This is a genomic window from Pseudodesulfovibrio mercurii (assembly GCF_000189295.2).
Lineage (GTDB): Bacteria > Desulfobacterota > Desulfovibrionia > Desulfovibrionales > Desulfovibrionaceae > Pseudodesulfovibrio > Pseudodesulfovibrio mercurii.
On sequence record NC_016803.1, the window covers coordinates 204,515 to 221,176 of the forward strand.

Annotated in this window: 15 protein-coding genes; 4 read left to right on the top strand and 11 right to left on the bottom strand. The window is 56.4% G+C overall.

Annotated elements, in window-relative coordinates; all coding sequences use genetic code 11:
• The first annotated feature begins 98 nt into the window (after window positions 1-98).
• A complete protein-coding gene (locus DND132_RS00930) occupies window positions 99-626 on the top strand; it encodes a hypothetical protein (RefSeq protein ID WP_014320831.1) in 528 nt (175 codons plus the stop codon).
• Window positions 623-1,738 (top strand): sensor histidine kinase, encoded by a 1,116-nt coding sequence (locus DND132_RS00935; RefSeq protein ID WP_014320832.1) that lies wholly within the window; start codon window positions 623-625, stop codon window positions 1,736-1,738. The genes DND132_RS00930 and DND132_RS00935 overlap by 4 nt, the downstream gene beginning before the upstream one ends.
• 208 nt (window positions 1,739-1,946) lie before the next feature.
• Here DND132_RS00935 and DND132_RS00940 read toward each other — a convergent pair whose 3' ends face one another.
• The 11 genes from DND132_RS00940 to DND132_RS00990 form a co-directional block, all read right to left on the bottom strand.
• On the bottom strand, window positions 1,947-3,149 hold the full coding sequence (locus DND132_RS00940; RefSeq protein WP_014320833.1) for a hypothetical protein: 1,203 nt from the start codon (window positions 3,147-3,149) through the stop codon (window positions 1,947-1,949).
• A gap of 83 nt (window positions 3,150-3,232) precedes the next feature.
• Window positions 3,233-3,487: a hypothetical protein gene (locus DND132_RS00945; protein ID WP_014320834.1), complete on the bottom strand. Its 255-nt coding sequence runs from the start codon at window positions 3,485-3,487 to the stop codon at window positions 3,233-3,235.
• A gap of 726 nt (window positions 3,488-4,213) precedes the next feature.
• Window positions 4,214-4,471, bottom strand: a complete 258-nt coding sequence (locus DND132_RS00950; RefSeq protein WP_014320835.1) for an acyl carrier protein — start codon at window positions 4,469-4,471, stop codon at window positions 4,214-4,216.
• On the bottom strand, window positions 4,471-5,394 hold the full coding sequence (locus tag DND132_RS00955; protein WP_014320836.1) for a ketoacyl-ACP synthase III: 924 nt from the start codon (window positions 5,392-5,394) through the stop codon (window positions 4,471-4,473). Before DND132_RS00955 ends, DND132_RS00950 begins: the two co-directional genes overlap by 1 nt.
• Window positions 5,394-5,987: a hypothetical protein gene (locus tag DND132_RS00960; RefSeq protein WP_014320837.1), complete on the bottom strand. Its 594-nt coding sequence runs from the start codon at window positions 5,985-5,987 to the stop codon at window positions 5,394-5,396. Before DND132_RS00960 ends, DND132_RS00955 begins: the two co-directional genes overlap by 1 nt.
• 24 nt (window positions 5,988-6,011) lie before the next feature.
• Complete coding sequence (locus tag DND132_RS17475) at window positions 6,012-6,815, bottom strand: AAC(3) family N-acetyltransferase (RefSeq protein ID WP_014320838.1); 804 nt, start codon at window positions 6,813-6,815, stop codon at window positions 6,012-6,014.
• A gap of 4 nt (window positions 6,816-6,819) precedes the next feature.
• Entirely contained in the window at window positions 6,820-7,566 is a 747-nt protein-coding gene (locus DND132_RS00970; protein WP_014320839.1) for a hypothetical protein, read from the bottom strand.
• Window positions 7,556-8,905 carry a surface carbohydrate biosynthesis protein gene (locus DND132_RS00975; RefSeq protein WP_014320840.1) on the bottom strand — a complete coding sequence of 450 codons (1,350 nt, stop codon included), beginning with the start codon at window positions 8,903-8,905 and terminating at the stop codon, window positions 7,556-7,558. Before DND132_RS00975 ends, DND132_RS00970 begins: the two co-directional genes overlap by 11 nt.
• A gap of 5 nt (window positions 8,906-8,910) precedes the next feature.
• The gene (locus DND132_RS00980) at window positions 8,911-10,089 is read right to left on the bottom strand and encodes a hypothetical protein (protein WP_148266918.1); all 1,179 of its coding nucleotides are present in this window, start codon (window positions 10,087-10,089) and stop codon (window positions 8,911-8,913) included.
• Window positions 10,090-10,852: 763 nt separating this feature from the next.
• Window positions 10,853-12,445, bottom strand: a complete 1,593-nt coding sequence (locus DND132_RS00985; RefSeq protein ID WP_014320842.1) for an amino acid adenylation domain-containing protein — start codon at window positions 12,443-12,445, stop codon at window positions 10,853-10,855.
• A gap of 203 nt (window positions 12,446-12,648) precedes the next feature.
• Window positions 12,649-14,010: a DnaB-like helicase C-terminal domain-containing protein gene (locus tag DND132_RS00990; protein WP_014320843.1), complete on the bottom strand. Its 1,362-nt coding sequence runs from the start codon at window positions 14,008-14,010 to the stop codon at window positions 12,649-12,651.
• 424 nt (window positions 14,011-14,434) lie between these two features.
• Between DND132_RS00990 and DND132_RS00995 the strand changes: the two genes are divergently transcribed.
• Complete coding sequence (locus DND132_RS00995; protein WP_014320844.1) at window positions 14,435-15,400, top strand: hypothetical protein; 966 nt, start codon at window positions 14,435-14,437, stop codon at window positions 15,398-15,400.
• Window positions 15,400-16,653, top strand: a complete 1,254-nt coding sequence (locus tag DND132_RS01000) for an MBL fold metallo-hydrolase (RefSeq protein WP_014320845.1) — start codon at window positions 15,400-15,402, stop codon at window positions 16,651-16,653. The genes DND132_RS00995 and DND132_RS01000 overlap by 1 nt, the downstream gene beginning before the upstream one ends.
• Window positions 16,654-16,662: the final 9 nt, after the last annotated feature.

The window sequence follows — 16,662 nt, forward strand, 5'->3', positions numbered from 1 at the left end:
GGGAGCGTCTCCGTGTTGAATGTGCTGTTTATCATTGTCGCCACTTCTGCATGCCGGTAATTTGGTGTAGATGCCAAATAATCCGGAAGGTGGGTACCATGATTTGTTTTTCCGACGGAGATGGCTGCTGGATACGAACGGGGCGTTTTCATGCGGGGTACGGACGCAACGCGCGAATGCGCATTCGGACGTTGTTGCCCGTGCTGGCCGCCTGGGTGCCGTTGATCTTCCCGTCCGAGGCGTTGGCGATCCAGACACATGGCGGGACTGAAGGCCTGTATGCGCATCAGTTCGGTCACGTGTTGTTTTTCGTGGCGATGATCCTTTTGTATTTCCGCTTGCGGGGTCAAGCCGAATTCATGTCCCGGGGATGGCGCTATGTGACCATATCCTGTCTGCTTTTCGCCGGCTGGAATGTGGTGGCGTTTACGGGTCACTGCCTGGAGGAGATGCTGTCCGTTCCCGTCTTTGCAGGCGGTTCGACCTGCTGGGAACGTGCCTTGTCCGATGCCACGGGGTGGAAGGGGCTTGTCCTCTATGTCTGCAAATTCGATCACCTGTTGGCGGTTCCCGCCATGCTCTACTTTTTGTTGGGGCTGAGGGCTTTTGCCAGGGAGCGCCAATGAATCAGTATTTACCCGAATTTCCTGTTGTCCTGGTCGATTTCCTGGGATCGTCCTCGATGATCCTGCTGTCGTTTCTCGCCATCGGCTATGCATACAGGTTGTTGCGCGAAGAACCGAGGCAGTTGTTGTGGTCGTATCTCCTGATGTTCACGCTGGCGCTGGCGGCCTTTTCCGTCGGGCGGGGTGTCGGACATATCGTGCGCAATGTCCTGGTCAATACCGGACACCGGGAATTGTGGCTGTCCATCAGTCCATACAGCGGAGCGCTCAATACCATCACGTTCGTCATCATAGCAGCGATCACCTTTTACTATCATTTTGTGGAAAAGGCGTTCTTGCTGTTGAGACAGGCCAACTCCAAACTCGTTGGGGCGTTTGCCGAGATACGGCGAAACCGGGATCGGATCATTTTGCTGGAACGCTACGCCGTATGCGACAGGATGGCGGCGAAACTGGCTCATGAAACGCGGAATCCGATTTTCACCATCGCCAATTTCGCCAAGTTGTTGCTTCGTAAACTCGAAAACGACGAGGCCTCGGCTGCGCATCTCAGGATCATCGTCGAGGAATCGCAAAAGCTCGAAGGCCTTATCGATGGCATCATGAAGGTGAGGCATGATCTGCCGCAACTCATGAAACGGGTTTCCGGCAGAGAGGTCCTTTCCGAATTGGAAGGAATCAGCATAAAAAAGGCGGAGGCCTCGGGGGTTGGGGTACGCGTGGCCCGACTGGAGGAGGAATTCTGGCTGTTCCTCGACATCCGGAGCCTGTTGAGCGGCCTGACCGAACTCATCGTGAATGCGATCGAAGCCTCTTCCGAAGGGGATACGATCGACATTTCCGTCCTCCGCGAGGACAATATGGCCGTCTTTCGTGTTTCGGACAGGGGGAAAGGCATCCCTCAGAAGTCGCTGCCCAGGATATTCGAGCCTGGTTTCAGCACCAAACAGTTTTCCGCCGGCTTGGGGCTGGCCTATGCCAAGCAGATTCTGGAGGCGAATCATGGTGTGGTCAAGATCGAGTCCGTGCCGGGCGAGGGGACTCTGGCCATCGCCGCGTTTCCTTTGGACACGGACGAGGCGGAACATGCCTATGGCGCCCAGGAATCATGAGAGGCGGGCGGCCGGGGAGAGTCGGCGTTACGGCCTCTCCGCATTCGGGGCCTGTTCCGGTGTGCCTGAATGCAAAAAGGGTTTACGGAGCATCTCCGTAAACCCTTGTCTTTTCCTGTCGCGATGGGAGGATTTGTCCGCGTCCCGAACACGGCGGCGTGCAGGTGAGCCGCAGACCGTGGAAGCTGGGGATCCAGCGGGGGATACCTCAGCCTTTCTTCCGGTTCGTGAGAATGATGTCTTTCGTTATGTAGCGCATGATCGTCTTTTTCAGCGATTTTCCCGGCCAGCGTGTTGGCACGACGTAGAGCTTGATGCCGTGCAGCAGACCATGGAGCGCCAGCTGAAGCGAGAGCAGCCCTTTCTTCAGCGGCGGGGCGTGTCTGATCTTTCTCTTCAGGTGCTGCATCTTCAGATAGTTGTAGACCGGAAACGGCACCGCGCCGAGACCGTCGCACCAGCAATCGTTGAGGCGTAAGATCAGGTCGTACAGGTCTTCGAACGTCAGTTGTTCCGGCGGGGAGAGCTGGGCCTCGGTCGGCGGGGAAAAGAGCGGACCGTCCTTGCCGAGATACTTGACGGCGACCGCGTTGTTCCCGGCCTCGCAGGAACGGAGAAATTCGATCCGTTGCCGCGGCGTCAGCAGCTTGTTCTCGGGGGGCGTGAAGTGGAGCTTTTCCACCACGTCGATGAGTTCCTTGAATTCACGCAACTGGCCGCCCTCTTCCGGCAGGGTGGCGTTGGCCCGCAACATGAACTCCATCAGTCGGGCGTCCATGCTCGTATTGACGCCGCGCGGCGGGCTTTTGAACGAGTCGTCCCACTGAATGCCCAAGGCGTCCGCGAAGTCGGTGAAAAGATTGCCGCCGACAAATGCTTTTTTATCGTAACACCTTACGATAATATTTTCTTTTCCGAACTGTTCCGCGAAAAAATCGACCATCGTTTCATAGTCGTAGTAGTTGGGATGGAAGAGTTCGTCGATGGCCGACGTCCCGAAGGGGATCACGCGCTTTCCGCCCCGGATCGCCTGCCGGTACATGGATTCGAGGTGGGTGTCCTGCCTGCGGAGATACAGGATCACCTTGATGCGCGGCGAGCCCACATACTGTCTGATCTGGTCGATTCTCGCCGGGTTGCCGTAGAGCCGTGTGCTCAGGCTTTCGTTGCTGACGAGGACCGTCTCCGATGTCGCGGAAGCGATCGCCTGCCGGGTGTTTTCCCAGCGTTCGGCCACCAGGCTGTCGGAGTCGTCGTCCGAAGGCCAGCATTCGGAAAGCAAATGGTTCTTGGTGCCGTAGACGATGCCATGCCGGGCGAGCTGATCCCGATTGAGTGAGAGAAATTCCTGTAAGGCGGTCGTTCCGGTTTTATGTAACCCGATGTGCATTATCAATAAGTTGGATTGCATGGTGTCGCCTACAGGGGGGTAGCGTGTGCGGTTTGAATTGTCTGCAAGGGCGCTCTTGTTGCCGATACGATGTCCACGCCGGACTATTCCTTTTCAAGCACCTTGAAAAGATTCACCAGGGAAATGGTCATGTTCTCTTCGAGATTTCCGAAATTGAACGTATAGCCGTCCTGTTCCAGCTCCATCGCGAAGTGCAGCAAGGCAATGGAATCGATGATGTTGTCTTCAAAGATGGAGGACGTGTCGTCGTACACGGCGAGACTCGATATCCCCACGTTCTTGAATTGCTCTTCAAAGTTCTTCCAAAACAAGTTTTTGAATTCATCATACGTCAACATGTGTAACCCATCCTGATTTATTGCTATATGTCGTTTGTTTCAAGGCGCTTCCGCCAGCGCAATCATGGAAAATCGCTGTTGTTCATCGATGATATGGTCATCTTTCCGGCGTGGTCGCTCGGATGTCGGGTCCACTCGCGGGCATCGAATTTGCCTCGAGGCCGCCGCCGTCGGGAGATGGGGTTCCAATCATAATGATCATGGAGGCCATACGTAGATACGTTGCGTCCCGTCAAGTGGTGTCGTTCCGTCCCGGTCCAGGGGACGGTTGCCGAGAATGGTCTTGAAGGGCCGCCGTGGGCGGGACGACGGGACGCAGGGGGGAGAGTGGAGGCAGCGGAGGCGCCGCCTTTCGTTTCCGGAAGCGCCTCCGAAATGGCCCGTCCCCGCCGTCACGTGTCCCTCGCGGCGGGCCTTCATGGTGGGCGCGTCCACGACGGCAGGGGGGATACCCTCCGGCGGACGAGCCGCGCATGCAGTGCGGCGCCGAGGCGCGACTCGACAAACATCCCGTTGAACGGCGGTCCCGTTCGAGGTCGTGAGGTCCTTCCTCCAATGACGGCACGTCGGCGCAACGCCCGGATGTCCGGGCCGGTTCCGAAATCCGATTCGAACGGAGGGCAAGGGCTTTCAATGGCTCCCGATATTGCGGAAGGTCCCTGCCGGTATATTACCTCGAAAGCACCGATTCATCCTCGTCTCGTGGCGAGAGGATGCTCCGCCGCATTATGCATTCCTTATCTTTTCGATGGATGCGATGATGCTTTCTATGGAAGACCAATTCGTTGCGGCGTCGTCATCCTCATCAATGGTGACGGAAATTTCATACACGTTTTCGATTTCAAAATAGAGATTCATCATGTCGAGTGAATCCATACCCTGGTCCTGAAGTCGTTTCTGGGAGTCCAGATTATCATAATCGACATCATAAGGATCAACGGTACGGATGATGTCGATGATTGCTTCCCGTGTTATGGAACTCATTATTTTCTCCTTAAAGGGACGGAGGCGATGCTCAGGCCGGCCCCGAACCCCGTCAGCATGAGGTTGTTTTCGTTTGATTCAAAAAATCTGCACAACTCGATGGGAATCGTTGACGACGAGGTGTTGCCATGGCGATTCGCCAGGAAAGGACACGCTTCCGGTCTGAGCTTCATCCGTTTTTGGAGGCAGTCCACGATATACTTGTTCGCCTGATGCAGGACGAAACAATCGACGTCTTCCTGTTCCAGGCCGTTTGCCTTGAGGCACTCCTCGATGTTGGGGGGCACATTGCGCAAGGCGAAGGTGTAGATGCCGAAGCCGTCCATCCTGAGATAGTCGTCGTGGGTGTGGATCAGGGCGTCTCCCATCTCTCCGAAAGTGTGGAAGGTGCCGCGGCCGATGTCGAAGACGCCGTCTTCGGCCAGATACGTCACGGTGGCCGCGTCGCTGGCGAAGATGTCTTCGTTCCGGGTGGTCTGATCGACCGCATCGGAGTAGGGGTCGCTGGTGAACACGAGGCCATGCTTGAGACCCTGCGCCTCCATGAAGCTCTTCGCCATCACCAGAGAGTAGACGTAGCCCGAGCAGGCGAGGCCCACGTCATAGGTGGCGCAGTCCTTGCTCAGCTTCAGCGCCCCGTGCACGCGTGCCGACATGTGCGGGATGTACATGTCGGGGTGATGGGTGCAGACGCTGACGAAATCGATCTGCCCGAGATCAATCGGGGACTTGGCCAGGAGATCCTCCGCCGCCGCACAGCACATGGAAACAACGGTTTCCTCGCTTCCCCGGCGACGGAGTTGTTCAAAGCCGACTTTTCGCTCAATGAATTCCCTGGTTACGCCCAGTTCCTCCGCCCGCGCCAGATTGTCGATGGTGTTTTCCGCGAGGTGGACCCCAATTGAGTGGACTGCAATCGCCATTATTTGGTCCTTGTGGAATAAATGCTTGCGACAACGCGGCCGTTGGCCTTCACTTCATTCAATATCATTTTGTTGGCGATCATGTTTTTGGTAGACCCACGGAGCTCGGGGGCACTCTCAAAGAAAGCGGGGGGGACATAGTACGTCACCTTGGCGAGCCACCAGAAGCCTCCGTCCGAGGAATCCGTGGACTCCGCGATCATTGCGTCGGCGAGGCCCATGCAGATGGCGGGATACAAATGAGGCGGGTAATCGCTGAGGACGGCCTCGTCCGAATCAATGACCACGTTCTTGAGGTATTGCTTGGCATCGTCGGGACCGATCTCGGTCAGGGGTTCGTCAATCTCGACGACGCCGATCCTGTAGGATTTGTCACCTGATTTCAGCGTGATGAGCACCGGTTGGTCGCGTTCGATCTCGGTTCTGAACTCGACTTGCGCCTTCAGAACGCCACGGAAGGTGATCTGTACCTCATCGTACATGGGCAAATCAAGCTGTTTCAGGACGGTCGGCAGGGCCTCAAGGAGCATCGTGCTGTTGACGTAGTCACGTTTCCCCTGCCGTTTGAAAGTGTATCTCGCTACGTTGGACATAAGTTCCCTCCGGGGTTGATCCGGTTACTTTTGATAGGGCCTCGAAGTCGGCAACACTCTCAGCCAGATGTATATATCCTTGGCCAGAATCTTGGTACACTCGTCGTAGAAATTCCTTGCGCCCACCGAATAGACAAAACCCTTGCCTATGGGGGCCTTCAGTATGCTGGTTCCCCTTTTCTTCAGCTCTTCGACGATCTTCCTCACCCCATCGCGTTTGAGGCCGCAGTGCTCGTACCAGACGTGCCTGTAAAAGGGCTGGATGGAGACTTCGCCGTTGATCGAGATCGGGTGCATGTACTCTTTCGTATACCTGTAGGGAACCCCCATGACATGTTCGACATGGTGGATCAGGGCCATGTTGCGGATGTCCTTCCCGAGACAGACGCAGAGCCCATCCAGCTCCACCACGCGGGCTTCCGGCGTCTCCGGCCCGAAGGCGTGGCGGGACACGTCCTTGCAGATGTAGTCGGCGTTTTTGCCGATGGCGGTGTAGGAGACGAAGGGGTGGAAGCTGCGCACGGCCTCCGGTTTCCGGCGGATGTATTCCGTGAGCAGGCCGGTTTCGCTCGGCGTGTTGTCCGGGTCGTACGGGATATCCGTGTTGCACAGGGACAAGGACGCCGTGGGGACGACCAGGGTTCCCTGCTTCAAGTCGATAAGCTCGCTCAGGGCATTGAAATGCGCTTCGAGGATGCTGTTGCGATCCCGTTTTTCGTAAGGGCCCAGCCGGAGCAGGTCGGTTCTTAGGATGACCGTTGCGCCCCGGCGGACTCCAACGGTGCTGTAGGCTTCAATCAGGTCGTCGTATGTATAGGGTTTATTCATGGTATTATTCCCCGGCAGCGCCAGTTTCCTTGTGAACAATCTTTCTGTATACGGCCTTGATTTTCGCCTTGACGCTGTCCATGGAGAACAGTTTGCCCGTCAGGTAGGCGAGCTCCCAGCTCTTCCAGAATCTGCCGCCTTCCAGCTCCATCAGGCGCTTGTCGGCGCGCAGGTGCTCGACGTAGTCGGTGTAAAGGACTTTGATCGCCTGTGAATGAAAAATGATATACGGATGCGACAGGATGTCGATCTCGTTCAGCAACCGCGTCCACTGGTCCAGGAAAAATGCATTGTTTTCCATTGAGGGACAAAAGGATGTCCATCCCTTGGCCTCGTAGGTCCAGTCGTATATCGACCCGCTCAGGATGCCTTCCAGGGAACCGTCCAGTCCCACGATGGGCACAAACGGATACATCTTGCACAGCAGCGGTTTGGGAAAGGACTCGGAGCAGCTGCCGTTCAGGCCGCAATGCGCCGTGACAATGCGCAGGTCCTCATCCTCCCCGAAATCCATCCGCATCTCTTTGGCGGGGAGGTCCATATCCTCGATCCTGGACTTGAAGTAGTCATACTCATCCCCCATGAAGATCAACGTCGTCCCGGAGGTCGGCAGCATGTTGAACGCAATGTCGTCCACCAGATTCATATTGCAGCAGGACCCGCCGCGACAGGAAAGCCAACATTGGGGCGTGGCGACAAATGATTGGGCGTGGAGTTCCGCCCACTGTTCCGGCGTCAATTTAGGCAGCATGCTTTCCTACTCTTGTTACCCTGAAGCAGTCCTTGTAGGCCTGGGTGATCTCCAGAGAGGCAAACCCATCGTCGAAAAAAACGAAGCGGTTGGCAAGCTCCCTGAATGCTTCCAGGCTGAGGGCGGGCCATTTGGGGTTCAACTTGTCAGGTTGTGATTTCATCTTTCTGATTTGCCATTTCAGCATCCGGTTCCAGTGGCGAATTCGGGCGTCGAATCGCGTCCGCAAACTGAAAAACGGTTCCCTGGCGCGTTCCATTCGGGCCAGCGCCCGCAGGTGTTCCAGCACCAGCGGAGAGGACAGTTCCGCCCCGCTGCGATGGGCGTACGGAGCCAGGACCTTTTCCCACTCGGGCCGCTTGGACCGGATCCGTTCATCCAATTCTCCCTCGACACAGCGGCAAAGCTCCTCAAAGTCGAGGATGTGGTACGAAATCTTGTTTGGCAAGCATTCATCCAGTTCCGATTGCACCGGTCGATAGCACACGCATGGAGTGCCCAGCAAGAAGGCCTCGATGGCCGTGGTGCAGCCGTTTTGCAGCATCAGGTCGCTGGCCAGGATCCACTTGTGCACGTTTCCTTCCCGGACGACGTGCAGGTTGGGATAGTCCCGCGCGAGTTCGAACCACGGCTCCAGCTTCTCGGCGGGGTGGGGCCGCAGGACGAAGTTTCGGGACGGGTACCGGACGCAGAGGCGCTTCAGCGAGTCGATCAAGGCGTAGAAGTACTGTTCATCGGCCTCGTAGCGTTTCATGAGGTATTCTATGTTCGGCCCGTGCTTGCCCGACAGGAACCGCTCCTTCATCGCCTCGCCGCCGATGGTGTTGTTGTTGGTGGTGAAGCGCGTGTTGATCAGTATGAACCGGCCAAACGTGTCGTGTATGGCCCGGACGTCCCGTTCGTGAAATTTCCTGAGCCGGGGGTGGAGCAGGTCCAGCCTCGGATTGCCCGTGACGTGGGCGCGGTCGGCCATGTCCGGCAGACGGCTGACCATCAGATCCCTTTGCAGGGAGCCCCATGCGAAAAACATGTCCACGCTCTCCGAAACCGCCGGGGTCAGATTGAACAGGCTGTATTGCTTGGGATTGATGCAGAGGCCTTCTTCGTCGTTGACGGCGATGCGATGTCCCAGCCGTTTCAGGAAGTTGAAGAGCGGGGGGTATTCCGAGTGGATGCTTTTGTCCAGGAGTATGCCGGGCTCTCCGAGGACGGCCAGCCGCCGGATCATGTCTTCGGCGCCGATATAGACATCAAAACCCTCCTGGGCCGCACAACAGGCCAGGAAAGTCTTCGCTTCGAGTTCGCGAGATGCTATTTCAACCGTAATGTATAGATTCAATACAATTATTCCTTGTGGTTGCGAAAGCTGCTTTCCGGTTCGCCGGGCTTCCCGTCAACGATGGGAATACGGTACGCGGACGAATTGAAATAATTGTCGTTGGTGGCGAAGGCTATCGCTTCGAGGCTCCCCAGCGGGATGGAGTCGGCGTCGAAGGTGAAGCTCCAATGGTTGCCGTCCTGCCTGTCCATGTTCTCGTGCAGATACCGTTGATCCAGAGTCTTGAAGCTCATCCAGGGCTGCGGTCCCCAGATGTCCTTGTCGGCGCGGACGTCAACCCGGTTTCCGGTCCACGCAATGTCGAAGCGGACAGGGGACTGCTCGGGAACGCCGCAGACCCGCCGGACGGCATCGACGGCGTTGGCGTGGCGTATGCGGACCTCGGGGTACTGTTTCTGCACGTCCCGTATCAGGTCCATGTAGCGCGTGATGGGGGCGCCCATCTTGTTCTGGTCGTGGCTCGTGACGGACAGGATCGTCGGCTCGCCATTCCGAACCTGTCGGAACGCCCGCTCTATCTCCTCCCGCGTGATGGGGCGGATGCGGGCGTTCAGGTTGAGGCAACGGGCGATGTACCGCTTCATGCCCCCCGGTTTCTGGTAGTCGTACCAGTCGGGGTGGTAGACGCCCCACGTGGATTTCGCCCGGCGCCAGTCGCCGAACCTGCCGCCGCTCACATCCTTCTGGATGGCGTCCTCGGCGCGTTCGGGCATGGCCTGGTTGCCGAAATCGACGGGAATCCACATCTCGAGGAACAGGTGGATGTCGGGGCGTTCGCAATGGAGTCCGGGCCGGAAGGCCGAGGGGAAATCCAGGTGGTCCAGCAGGCGGCGGCCGATGGATTCGATGTGGCAGTTGGTGAAGCTGTAATTGCAGGACGCCCTGTTGGCCGCATGGGAAAACGGCACCGGGTGAAAATGCCAATAGAGGGCATCGTGTTCCGGCGTGTATTCGCTCAGGATCTGTTGGTAATGCTCGTAGACGGCATGGAATCCCAGGGCGCGCTGCCGGGGGTTCGTGGTGAATCCCACGTGGTCCATGACGAACCAGGAGAAGACGTATCCATTGCCGAAGTCGTCCGCGTGCCGCATGCGCCAGTCGTCCGACATCAGTTCATGAAGCATCGCATCGACTTCGGTCCAGGTGGCGTTGTAGTCGAGCCGCGCGTCGGAAACGAAATCCATGACGTTGGCCCGCAATGCCTCGGGGACGTCTTTTCCCGCCTTCAGGCGATTCAGCTGATTCGTCGAGGGCTTGAAGTTGAGACCGAATGTCTGTCTGATCCGTTCGAAAGTCGCCGTCAAAGACTCATAGAGAGGACCTTCCGTATCAACGCAATGTACGAGGAATAGTTCTTTCATGGGAATTATACGCTTTGCGGGCGGGTTAAAATTGTATTCCGGATCGTTCGTGAACGGATTGCGGATGGTTGTCGGTCAGGGCGTTGTTGCCGGAGGGTATGCATTTTCGGGAGAGTCGATGTTGCCATCTGAAATCGTAATGCATTGTGTGATCCCGGTGAACAGGTGATCGGGCAACGACGGAGAGCCTTCCAGGTATAATGTGATCCGGTACCGGCCTGCGCTCGGTTTTTCTCATAAAAACAGGCCATTCCATGAGGACCGGGATGGAGCCGAATACCAGCGGCGACTCTCCGGTCGGTTCGCCCCGATACGAGGGCGGTCTGGCCTCTGTCCGTTGCAATCGTGTGGAATGCGGTACTACCTTTGAGTTGTTCGGCGATGGAAAAATTGTTGAACAACCTTACTCGCAATGCGTCAACGCGAACGTTGATCGAAAACTGCTTCTAATTTTCTTCGAAGTCAATACCCCCCGGATTCGGATTCAACAAATCCGATGTGATAGGGGCGGCTTCCCTCATGTCGTCGATCGGACAACGGCGTTTCCGCGCCTTGGCCGAAGGCGGGGGGCCTGATCGACCCGATATCATTCAGCCAATCGGGCCAGCAGGGCCTTTCTGTCGACCTTTCCGTTTGCATTGAGGGGCATGGTCTCGACCTGGTAAAACCGTTTGACCTGCATGTACGTCGGCAGGTTCTCCTTGCAGACCGCGTCGAGGTCCGTTTCCGGGCTGCCGCTGTAAAAGACTAGTATTTCATACGGAATGTCCGGGGTGGGCCTATGGCCGATGGCGACCAGATGCTCCAGGCGGGCCGATTTCCGCAAGAGATGCTCGATCTCCCCCAATTCGACCCGGTGTCCCGCGATCTGGATCTGGTCATCGATCCTGCCGATGAAGACAATGTCGCCGTTCGCGTCGAGCCGGGCAAGGTCGCCGGTGCGGTACCAACGGTTGTCCTGTTCGCGGGCCGAGGTGTTCAGGGGACAGAATTTGGTGTTCGTGAGGCCGGGATTGCGCCAATAGCCCGGGGCGAGTTGCGGACCCGCGAGGCACAGTTCTCCGACCTCCCCGTCGGCAACGGGCTTCAGGTTCGGATCGACGATCGCGGCCTCCAGGCCGGGGAGGGGCTTCCCGATGGGCACGATCCCCTTGTACTCCGCGCCGAGTTCCGTGCCCGGCGAGTAAGTGTAATAGGTGAAATACACGGTGGCTTCGGTGGGCCCGTAGAGATTCTCGAGAATCGCGTTGGGGGCGGCCAGGGCAAAGTCCCTGGCGGAGCTTTCCAGCAGGGCTTCGCCGCAGAAGAGGGCGAGCCGCAGGTGCGGAAGGCTGTCGGGCTTGAGCAGTTTGAACTTGGAAAGAAAAACGGCCACGGCCGGAACCGAAAACCAGACGGAGAGCTTGTGCTTGTTGACGAAACGATGGGGCAGCATCATTTCGCCTTTGGGGACGCAGAAGATCGAGCCGCCCACGGTCAGGGGCACGAAGATGTCGAATACGGAGAGATCGAAAGTGAAATCGAAGAGTTGGGTGAACGAATCTTCCTGATTGAACTGGTATCGGTCGATGGAAGCGGCGATCATGCTGAGGGCGTTGCGGTGCGTGATGCCGACACCCTTCGGGTCTCCCGTGCTGCCGGAGGTGAAGAGAAGATAGGCGATGTCGCCGGGATCGACCGTCGGCATGCCGAGCGGGGCGTCCTCGGCGGACAGGGCCTTGAGCCGCGACTCGGGGATGCTCGTGAGCGAAATCTGATCGGGGATGTGCAACCCCTCTTCATGTTCGCCGAGCACGATGATCGAATGGCTTTCGTCCGATTCGGCGAGCAGTTCCAGCAGGGAGGCAAGGTGCGCGCCGTCGGTCAGGATGATTTTCGTGCCCGCTTTGGCGATGGTGTTCTGGACGCGTTTTTGCGGGAAGATCGGACTGAGGGGGACATAGCAATGCCCGGACAGGAGGGCGGCGAGAATGGCCGAGTACATGTGGATCGAGCGGTAGGCGTATATCCCGATCTGCCTGCTGTCGTTGTCCTTCCCAAGTATCTCATGGGCGATGCATTGAACGCGGGACGCCAATTCCCTGTAGGTATAGGGCGTGTCGTCCACAAAAAGGGCGAGATTATCGGGATATGAATCGGCGCTTCTGATGAAGCCGCTGATGAGGGAGTCGGTTTTCAAGATGGATACCCTGGTTTTTCGGTCCGCAGGATGCGTGTGGTTTTTCACTCGGATCCCAATCGAAAGCCTGGATTTGGTACCAAGAGGACAATCGGCCGTCAACAGAAGCGGTCCCGGTTGTCCGGATCACCGCGACGGTTTCAGGGTGGACGTGTTCGGGGTTGCGCCGCTCTTCCGGGCCTCTTTCGACATTCAACAAGTGCTCAGCCGTTGAAAAGGGGATCACCCGTGCCCAGATCCCGAAGCCGCAGACAATCGCGGTGGAAGAGCAATTCAATCTTGCCGCAGAGCCCGTAACGGTTCTTGGCGACGTGAACATCCACACCGTCCGTCAAGGATTCATCGCCTTCGTAATATTCGGCATCCCTGTAGAGCAGCAGGATGGTATCCGCGGCCTGTTCATAGGCTCCATGGCAAAGGAGGTCCGACAGTTTCGGCTCGTTGTCCTGGCGCTCATCCACTTCGGAATTGAGTTCCGACAAAACAAGGATGGAGATGTTCAACTCGGAAGCCAGATGTTTCAGTGCCCGAGAGATTGCGGCAGCTTCCTGCTCCAGACCGCCCGCCGGATGCTCCATGTCTTTTATCAGCTGCACACGGTCGATGACGACAAGGCCGATGTCATGTTCGTTTTTCATGTGCCTGATGCGCGAGGATATCTCAAATGGAGACAACGCCGGGGCGCTGTCGAAAAACAAACCGCTTCGGGATATCCTGCCGGCGGATTTGTACAGTTCAAGCCAGTCGTCTTCAACGAGTTGTCCCGTTTGTATCTTCATGATCGGGATACCCACATGTATCGCAAGCAGCTTTTCCATTATCCGGTCATGATGCTTGTCGAGTGAAACATAAAATGTAGGGACGTTTGACAACGCTGCCTTCAGAACAACATTGAGCGCAAAGGGTTGTATGCAGTTGCCTGGCCGTCCCGCGAGGACCGTCAGGCTTCCTTTTCTCAAGCCCGACAGCAGGGAGTCCAAATCCTCGAATCCCGTCTTGAGTCCCGGCCCCGCATTACCCTGTTTGAATTTGCTGTTAATGGTGTCAAGGACAGACATTATGACTTCACTCGCTGCTGGTTTGTCGAAGGTTTTGGTCTTTCGTTTGAGCTCGAATAGTTCTTTTTCAGCCTCATTCAACGTGACCAGCGGAGCCTGAGAATTGTACGCCATGGTTGCTATCTTATTACCTAATTGGATAAGGCTGCGCAGAGTTGCCTTGTCCCGGACCTGTTCGGCGTATTTTACTATGTCGCGAGGCGACAATGAACCGCCCTCAGGTGTGCAGGTATGTAAATACTCCCTGAGACAAATGTTCCGATTTTCCGCCTCCACGGCCGTTTGGACAGTATTCGCGTCAATGGGTTCGTTGTTGTCGTAACACGTTGTCATCGCAGCGAATATGGCCCCATGGTCGGGATGGTAGAAGGATTGTCGATTCAATAAATCAATAATCTCATGGAATATCGCATTGTTTCGCAGTACACCTTCAAGCACGGCGTGTTCGGCGAGCAGGTCGAATGGCGGGATTTTCCCGTGGGCCAAGCTTTCAAAATCCATCGGCATGTTGATCTCCTGTCGTGATGCGTCCAACGGCTCGTTCGAGGAGCACGTTGTTGGGCCTATGAACGACAGGTTAGCCACTACGTGGGGCGTTTCGGGCCCCACAAAAAAAGTTTTTTGTGGGGCCGAAATCGCCTCAGTTGGTCTGTATGATCCAATCCGGCAAATCCATGGAAGCATCGGCATGGTTGTCACCTGCCGGGTAACCGGACATGCGCTTTCAACCGGTTGAAACGCGCCGAAGAAGGAAATGTCGTTCCAGTTCCGGCTGGGGTGGCTTGAGATGGTGTCGCCGGCCCGGCCGTACCGGTCGGACGTCCCGATGTCACAAGATCAGGGTTGGCATGGTCCCGTTGAAGGGACGCAGGGAGAATGCCATTCTCCTTATTAAGCAACCAAAGGCAAATACATATATAGCGAGGCAGCCATGGGCAGAGGTTTGGAGAGATTTTTTATTGATGATCTGAATGCCGGGAAACTGGTGCCTGTTTTGGAACGGGTGAAGAAAGACCATACGTTGGATCTACAAATCCGCAATAACGAAATCCATGTATACTACCGTGGCGGCAAACTTGTAGGCATTGCGCCGAAATCCTCCGCATATTCCTATGACGTTTCATTTGATAAAAGCTATCTCAATGATTTTCATTTGGATATCCCCTTGGTGCCCCCCATAACAAATGTACAAACAGCAAATGAATGTGTCGCGCAATTCCAATCCATGAAGTTGGCCATGGATTATAACTTTTCCAAATACAAAAAAACCGAGCGCGAGTTCCAACAATTGATTTCTCGCGAGAACAGCTACTCTTCGGTATCAAACGCTACGGACTATTTCGTCGTGGATGTGGAGTTCGAGAAGAATGTGGGTGCCGTCACGACGAAGTTTGATGTGATGGCGATAAAATGGGTGAGCACTTCCGGGGCGCGGAAACTCTCCAAGGGGTACAGGCCGAAGTTGGCGATTGTCGAAGTGAAGTATGGCGACAGCGCGTTGACGGGGGCTGCGGGGCTGGTTGACCATCTTGAAAAGACCTGTTCCTGTCTGCGGGATCAACGGGTCGCCGAAGACATCAAGGCGACGATTCTGACCCAGTTCAACCAGAAGCGGGAGCTTGGGCTCGTCCTCTTCTCAAAGGGGGGGAACACAAACGAAGTCGTTGCGCTTGATGACCGGCCCGAATTTATCTTTCTGCTTGCCAATCACGACCCGGCGTCCACCACTTTGGCCACTGAACTTGCATCCGATGCATTCAAGACGGCATTTGCGGAGCTGCGGCAATATGCGGATATCCGTTTCGCAATATCGTCCTTCATGGGCTATGGGCTGTTCGAGGAGTGCCTTTTGGACGTGAACGAATTCAAATCAACCTTGGCAAGGCAGTCCGCCTGATGCGTATAACCATCCACCGCGGGACCAACGAGATCGGCGGCAGTTGTGTCGAAGTCGAATACAACGGCACTCGGCTCCTGCTTGATGCCGGAACGCCTCTTGATGATTCCCCGGCCGCACTTCCCGCCGACATCGACGCCTATGCGGGCGTGCTGATTTCACACAGCCATCAGGACCACTACGGATTGGTCGAAAGATTGCCGGAAGATGTCCCTCTGTACATGGGGAAGGTCGCCTGGCAGTTCGCGCAAAGCCTGAGGCTCTTTACGAAGACCGGCGATTTGCTGACGCACAATCCCATCCCTTTGGAAGCTGGTAAAACGTTTCGGGTTGGAGATATCTCCGTCACTCCATACCTGGCCGACCATTCCTCTCCCGATGCCTTTGGTTTCCTGCTGGAGGCGGGAGGGCGCGTCGTCTACTACACCGGCGATTTTCGCGCTCACGGGAGAAAGTCCAAGACCTTCGACTACCTGTGTTCCCGTCTGCCGAGGAAAATGGACGCCATCCTTCTTGAAGGGACCATGATGGATCGAGGGAATTCTGCGTTCGCCAGTGAGCGTGAAGTGGAAGAAGGCATGGTCGAAGCCATTCGTGCGGAAAGCGGAATAGTGTGCCTCAATTGTTCGGCTCAGAATATCGACCGGATGGTTTCCGCATTCCGCGCCGCCAAGCGGTCCGGCAGAATCCTTGTCGTGGACATCTACACGGCGTGGATCCTGAGGTTGGCCCAACAGCTATCAGCCAACATCCCCGACATCAATTGGGACGGCATGCGCGTGCTTTCCCATAACAGGCCCGCGGCCGGGTACTATCGCAATGTGAAGGAGCACGCCGAGTTCTTTGGCGGCTTCCTCCAGGACCTCTACAACTCCGGGAATGAGCTTTGGGTGCAGAACCTCGTTGATTCTCCGTCGAAATATCTCATCAAGTTGAGTGATTACTGGCTGGCCGACATCCTCGACAGGCTTCCCGGGATATCCTCGACCATCATCTATTCGCAGTGGGCCGGATATCTTGAGGAGGGGACGCCGCAGTACAATGCAAAAGCGGCCAGCCTGAAGGGGCGCGAGAACTCGACGTTCAGGCTGATCCATACCAGCGGACACGCCGTGCGCGAGGACTTGATGCGGCTGGTCGGTTCCGTCGAGCCTCAAACGGTCATTCCGCTCCATACCGAGCACAAGAACGCGTATGCGGAGTATTTCCCCAATGTTCATGTCCTGGATGACGGGGAAGTTTTCGAACTTTAGCTACATGGC

What these genes read in the sequence shown, in the direction of transcription:
- DND132_RS00930 (WP_014320831.1), top strand. Translation starts at nt 99, where the DNA reads ATGATTTGTTTTTCCGACGGAGATGGCTGCTGGATACGAACGGGGCGT.
- DND132_RS00935 (WP_014320832.1), top strand. Translation starts at nt 623, where the DNA reads ATGAATCAGTATTTACCCGAATTTCCTGTTGTCCTGGTCGATTTCCTG.
- DND132_RS00940 (WP_014320833.1), bottom strand. Translation starts at nt 3,149, where the DNA reads ATGCAATCCAACTTATTGATAATGCACATCGGGTTACATAAAACCGGA.
- DND132_RS00945 (WP_014320834.1), bottom strand. Translation starts at nt 3,487, where the DNA reads ATGTTGACGTATGATGAATTCAAAAACTTGTTTTGGAAGAACTTTGAA.
- DND132_RS00950 (WP_014320835.1), bottom strand. Translation starts at nt 4,471, where the DNA reads ATGAGTTCCATAACACGGGAAGCAATCATCGACATCATCCGTACCGTT.
- DND132_RS00955 (WP_014320836.1), bottom strand. Translation starts at nt 5,394, where the DNA reads ATGGCGATTGCAGTCCACTCAATTGGGGTCCACCTCGCGGAAAACACC.
- DND132_RS00960 (WP_014320837.1), bottom strand. Translation starts at nt 5,987, where the DNA reads ATGTCCAACGTAGCGAGATACACTTTCAAACGGCAGGGGAAACGTGAC.
- DND132_RS17475 (WP_014320838.1), bottom strand. Translation starts at nt 6,815, where the DNA reads ATGAATAAACCCTATACATACGACGACCTGATTGAAGCCTACAGCACC.
- DND132_RS00970 (WP_014320839.1), bottom strand. Translation starts at nt 7,566, where the DNA reads ATGCTGCCTAAATTGACGCCGGAACAGTGGGCGGAACTCCACGCCCAA.
- DND132_RS00980 (WP_148266918.1), bottom strand. Translation starts at nt 10,089, where the DNA reads ATGGATTTCGTTTCCGACGCGCGGCTCGACTACAACGCCACCTGGACC.
- DND132_RS00990 (WP_014320843.1), bottom strand. Translation starts at nt 14,010, where the DNA reads ATGCCGATGGATTTTGAAAGCTTGGCCCACGGGAAAATCCCGCCATTC.
- DND132_RS00995 (WP_014320844.1), top strand. Translation starts at nt 14,435, where the DNA reads ATGGGCAGAGGTTTGGAGAGATTTTTTATTGATGATCTGAATGCCGGG.
- DND132_RS01000 (WP_014320845.1), top strand. Translation starts at nt 15,400, where the DNA reads ATGCGTATAACCATCCACCGCGGGACCAACGAGATCGGCGGCAGTTGT.